Source organism: Phyllobacterium sp. P30BS-XVII (assembly GCF_014138335.1).
Classification (GTDB): Bacteria; Pseudomonadota; Alphaproteobacteria; order Rhizobiales; family Rhizobiaceae; genus Phyllobacterium; species Phyllobacterium meliloti.
Genome location: NZ_JACGXO010000017.1, coordinates 1 through 6,190 on the forward strand (window position 1 = coordinate 1; position 6,190 = coordinate 6,190).

Sequence of the window (6,190 nt, forward strand, 5' to 3'; positions counted from 1 at the left end):
CTATCGGCAGAGGCACGGCCACGCGCCGTGTTGACAGACGTATTGCCATAACCTGCAAGCAGACCAAAGCGCCATGTATCGGCAATCACCCCGTCGAACCCGGTGACGAAACCGCCAGTATTGCGGCTATAGGCGGATGCATTGCTTGTTCTGTCCGCATGGCTGCGCGAGCCATAGGCTTCACCCCAAAGGGCCGTGGTGGGAACAGCTGGCAGCAGCGGGACAAAGGCGTCGCCCGCGGCTCCCTTCTTCTGATCGGGACCGTAAGCCAGAACCGGTGCTGCCGCCTTGCCGCCTGCCATATTGCCAAAGGCGGCACGAATGCGATTGGCAGCCGCATCGCGCACGAAGCGGCTATCCTCAACAAGCACAGCCTGCAGCGAAGCATGCACTTCACCTGACAGGGCATCAAAATGCTCAGGCAGGTTGTCTCCAAGCGTTGTAACGGCAATGGTGTCATAAAGCGGATTGCCGTGCCCAAGGCTTTCAACGCCTGTTGCTGCTGCTTTCTGGTTTTCTGTCTTGCCAGCATCGGCAAAGGCAACGCCATTGCGGCCAAGGCTGACTTTGACATCACTCTGTGCATAGGCCAGCGAAGCACCGATGAAGTAATAATCCGGCGTTGCTGCCTCGAACCTGCCGGTTATACCCTTTTCTGCGGTCAGGACCGTATAGGTCTTGCCGAGCAGGGCCAGTGTTTCAGCCGGAGAAAGCGGTGCCTTGCTGCTCTGCGGTGCAACGATAAGCACACCGCCGAGCAGGGTTGCCTTGCCTTTCACGTCCAGACGGTCGCTGCGCCCATCGGCAGCAACCTGAATGGTCAGGCCCGTCGCTTTGTCGAAGTTTGCAGGCCCGGCCACATGCAATGTGCCGATGGAATTGCCCGGAGACACCATACCGCCCGCATGCACCGCCAGACTGCCCACCGTGCCAATGCCGCCAAGCTCTCCGCCCGCGTTGATCTCCGTTGCACCGCTTGTGCCATCCACCGAGGCAAAGCCGCCATTGAGGGTAACAGCGCCGGTGACACCCGGAGCATTGACCTTCAATCGGCCGCCGGGATTTGCGGTCACAGCCGCCGTCTTGCCATCGACGGTCAAAAGCCCTGTATTGTTGATGATGGCGGCCGAAATGATCGAACCACCTGCACCAATGCCAAGCTCGCCGCCATTGACGATGGTATTGCCGCGATAGCTGTTCTTCCCCGTCAGCCACAATGACCCGGCACCGGATTTCGTCAGCCCGCCAAGATAGGCAGATGGATCGGCAAGCTTTTTGGTGAGGTAAGCGGTGCGGGCTTCGCTGACCGTGTATTCTGCCACCACTGCGTCAAATGCTCCGTGCATATGGACTGCAAATAGCGGATCAAGGACTTCAGTCTTGAAAACTCCGTAATTCTTGAGCGCATCTGCACTTTCCCACCACTTTGGATTTTGCTTTTGGTATTTCAGAATAAGTGGCAGCGTTACTGGATTAGTGTTTACTGTGTTGAATATCATGAGGTAATCGGCCATGGCTTTCTGACCACCTACCAGCTTTTCCACGAATGCGCCAAACAGGCCCGCTGATTTCTCCAAACTGTCTTTATCTGCAGGTTTGGCTGCCGCGATTTCTGCTCGTATTGTTGTTAGCTTATAGGCTTCGTACAGTTCTTGAAGATTGGGTCTTCCAAACGCGTATGGATCGGCCTTGATGAAATTATCCCTGAAACGCTTTGCATTCGCATCTGCTTCTACAGCGCCATACGCGTTCTTCACTTCAAGGCTATTATTGAGTCTCGCAACGCTTGTGGTGAACAAGGATGTAAATAGTGAGCCCATCTTATCAAGATCGGCTTTTGTTGCGGCTTCAACTGTAAGTCTTCGCGACTGCGGTACGCCATTTTCCCAGCCCTGTGCTTTCTTTCTATCTGTCCAGCTGGACATTTCAGTCTGCTCATCAATCTTGCGCTGATTAAGCGCTAAATCAGAGATATCGTTGCGCCATACATCATTCACGCCGGTATTTAGATTGGCTTCAATCCGGCCCAAAAATTGTCCGGGACCATTCATAGAATTCTCGAGGTTGACAAGGCCCCAACCCGATCGCTCATTAGGGATTTGGGTTCGAGATCCGGCAATGTTTAGCTTATCATTCCCCGAACCATCAGGCAGATAAGTTGCCGTGGTTAGTAGAATGTCATGGGCTGCCACAGAGTTCAGATAATTGAACCGCTGCATAATGAGCGTCATGGCCCCGGTCACATGTGGCGCTGCCATGGAATTACCGGTATCGTTGTCAAATGTGGGTGTTAATCCGCCGCTTTGTTTATCGTATTCAAAAAAAGAGCTTTTAACGCCTACAGCAGGTGCAGTTATACAATACCATTTTGTCTGTTCACAACGCGACGACCCAGCGTAAATCTTGTAATCGGAATAGCCGGGTATGGGAATGCCCGTTTGGCCAATACCCGTCACCGATAGCCAGTGGCCTTCCAGCTCGGGTCGGAAATAGGGCAGGCTGACCATGGCGTCCGGCGTAGCGCCCGGTCCATTGTTACCCGCAGCAAACACGAATTGCATGTCATGTTTCTTCACCGCGTCTTCGGCGATGTCGAACATTCTCTTTGTTGGATCATTGACGTATTGTGGAATGACATCCTTGCCGAAATTGAATGGGCTCGCTCCACCATTGCTTGTCGTATTTAATCTGCCATCAAGTGTTGCCGGACCGATTCCCCAACTATTATTTACAACGGGCACTTTTGCTTCCACGAAGCCATCAATCGCCGCGGCAAATATAGATGAATCGAAGGTATCAATCGTGCCAACGTAAGGACCCATCTCCGTGCCATTTGCCGCAGCAAGCGTCGCGTCAAAAGCCACGCCTTGCATTGTGCCCTGTCCGCCCTCACGCCTGGCCGCAATGGTACCGCCAGTGTGAGTACCGTGTGCATCATTGACGACGGGAATTCCCCCATAGAAATCAAAATAATCGCCAACATGAATTGGCGGATTTGGGATCAACCATGTTCCAGCAGCTGTATAATCATCTATGTAAGCGCGATTACCTTGCGCATGAATGGAAATGAATTTACCGGGGCCGGAAAATTTGGGGTGGGCTTCAAGAGTTCCGCTGTCGAGCACACCTGCAACCATGCCCCGACCAGTAATACCACGCGCATATGCTCCTTCGGCATGAATCGCTTTTAACCCCCAGTCGCCTTGAAACTCCTTGTCATCAAGCCAGCTCTTCTTTGCTGCTTCATAATCGTTGGTCTTGCTGCCATCGGCCTTGAAATATTTGCCCGGCACCTGCTGTGCATGGGCACTCGGCCCGGCGGCAGCGATAATCAACGCGGCACAAACGCCGCTCATCAAATGCTTGCGAAAAGTGGAAAGGCGAATAGTTCGTGCGGAAAAACCCGCATCTGTGGCGTGAAAAGACATGAAATATGGTTCCGTTATAATTTATGTTGAAATACTAGTTCGAAAAAACAAAAAATATGCGGCTAATAAAGTTGCAAGCATACGATCCGTCAAGCCAGAAAATGCAAACAGAAAAATTACGGTCGATTTCTTCGCGGTGGGAGCCTGCCTGCTCCGTACCCTGTTACGTTTAATTTGCGTTCCAGGATATCGCCCTTCTCGCGAGGTCGGTGGTGCAGGAAGATTGGCCGTCTTTGCCTTGTTTTGTACCGTTATTTGCGCCTGACGCACACGGAGAGTCTATGGGAGCACGGCTTGGTGTTCTGGTGAGCGTGGCTCGTGTTTCGCCAACACAGCCGATGGGTTTGTCATCCATCAGCTGTGTTGTCCAATTGAGGTGTTGCCTAGAACCTTACCGTCAGATCGGCCTTGACGGCATTGTCGTGGCTCTGGCTGGAAAACTGGCCATTATAGCTAACACCAAGCGTGGTGGCCTTGCCGATGCCAAAATCCAGTCCCGCCTCGACGAGAGCAGTGTCCTCAGCCACCGGCAAACCATCAACAGAGAAGGCATTGCCGCCTGAGAAGGCCAGCGAGGCTTCCGGTGTGGTATCGCCAAAAGCATGCCGCCAACCCGCCATGCCATGAGCGGTGAGTGCGGTCGCCTCGCTCAAGGCAAAGCGGTGCGAGGCTCTGAGACCAAGGGTTGTGGTGGTCAGGTCCGTTGTGCCTGACCGCCCTGACAACGCGGTGATACCACCGGTTTCGGTAAAGCCATCGGTTTTCAGATGGGTATAGGCGGCTGCGGCAAAGGGTTCGAGTGCAGCATAGGCCGTATCGATCCGGTAGGCGGCTTCACCGAACACCTGCACCGATTTTGCCGTATAATCAGCGGTGTTGCTGTCATTGATCCCGCCGAAGACCACCTTGCGGCGCGTGTCAATCTCATGATGGGCAAGGCTGGTGCCAAGGCTCAAGGTCAGCGCATCGATTTTGGTGCCGCCATAGACACCGACCTGATAGCTGTCGGCAGAGGCTCGGCCACGATCCGTATGAACAGATGTGTTGCCATAACCTGCAAGCAGACCAAAGCGCCATGTATCGGCAATCACCCCGTCGAACCCGGTGACGAAACCGCCAGTATTGCGGCTATAGGCGGATGCATTGCTTGTTCTGTCAACATCGCTCCATGAGCCATAGGCTTCGCCCCACAGCGCTGTTGTTGGAGTGGCAGGTTCGACAGAAGCAAAGGCCGCACTCCCCTTCTTCTGATCGGGACCGTAAGCCAGAACCGGCACCGCTGACTTGCTGCTTGCCGTATCGCCAAAGGCAGCCCGGATACGATTGCTCGCGGCGTCACGGACAAACTTGCCGTCCTCGGCCAGAAGGCCTTTCAGTGAGGCATGAACTTCTCCGGACAGGGCATCGAAGTAGGCAGGCAGATTCTCGCCAAGTCTGCTGACGGCTATGGTGTTATAGAGGGGATTGCCAAGTCCAAGGCTTTCAGCCCCGGTGGCCGCTGCCTTCTGGTTCTTGGTCTGTCCGGCATCGGCGAAGGAAAGTCCGTTTTGCGACAGAGTGACATTCACATCATTGGTAGTATAGGAGAGCGCTCCACCAATGAAGTAATACTGCGACACAACTGCATCAAACTGTCCGGCCCTGCCCCCCGCTGCGGTGAGAACCGTATAGCTCTTGTCGAGCAGCGCGAGTGTATCGGCGGGGGTAAGAGTATTGCTGTCTGCTGCAACACTGACCACGCCACCCAGCAGCGTGGTCTTGCCAGCCACGTCGAGACGATCGCTGCGACCATCAGGCGCGATCTGAATAGCGAGGCCACTGCCCTTGTCAAAGCTGGCATCTCCAGCCACATGCAGCGTCCCAATGGAATTGCCCGGCGCAACGATACCGCCCGCATGCACGCCGAGGCTGCCGACCGTGCCAATACCACCAAGCGCACCGCTATTATTGACTGAAACAACTGACGCAATACTGCCATCGACAGCGAGCAGGCCGCCATTGATCTGGGTGTCACCCGTATAGGTGTTGGTTCCGGTCAGACGCAATGTTCCGGTGCCGGATTTGATCAGACTACCGAAATACTGGCGCGTTTTGAACGCCTCGTCGCGCGCCGTTTTGGTGTTATATTCAGTCTTGTCCGCATCGCTTGCATTGGCAGGCAGGCCATTTTGCCAGCCCTTTGTGGTTTTGGTCGTTTCCCATTCATCGTGTTCGGCCTTGTCTTCGGTCTGCCGGGCACGAATCGCCACATCGGAAATGTTATTGCTCCAGGTATCACTCACACCTGCGCCCAGATTGGCATCGAACCGGCCAAGGAACTGGCCGGGGCCGTTCATCGCCTTGTTCAGATCGACAAGTCCCCAGCCAGTCACGGCATTGGGTACCTGCGCCGTGCCGGGAACAACCGGTGTGCGTGAGCGCGTACCCGTCGTTGGCGCAACATCCGGGCTTGCAACCATATTCTGAGCTGTTGTGAACAGCACCGATAGTGCCTGTTCATTGGTCATATAGGGAAACCGTTGCATGATCAGCGCCAGAGCGGCGGAAGCATGGGGTGCAGCGGCCGATGTGCCGTTAAAACCATTGCTCAAACCACCATTGGTATCTGTCGTTTGCACAATGGTCGGCGCCATGATGCACCAGTATTTTGCAATGCCGCACCGATTGTAAATCTGGTCTTTCTGGTTGTTGGCAAAGCCGGTTGTCGTCATCCAGTGGCCTTCAAGCTCCGGACGGAAATAGGGCAGAGAACCGCGCAGACT

Annotated in this window: 2 protein-coding genes; both read right to left on the minus strand. The window is 54.6% G+C overall.

The features are described from left to right. Positions 1-3,428, minus strand: a 3,428-nt coding sequence (locus FHW17_RS25060; protein WP_182511100.1) for a S8 family serine peptidase, incomplete at its 3' end; no start/stop codon positions are given. 383 nt (positions 3,429-3,811) lie between these two features. Next, a partial coding sequence (locus FHW17_RS25065) for an autotransporter domain-containing protein (RefSeq protein WP_182511101.1) occupies positions 3,812-6,190 on the minus strand: 2,379 nt, incomplete at its 5' end.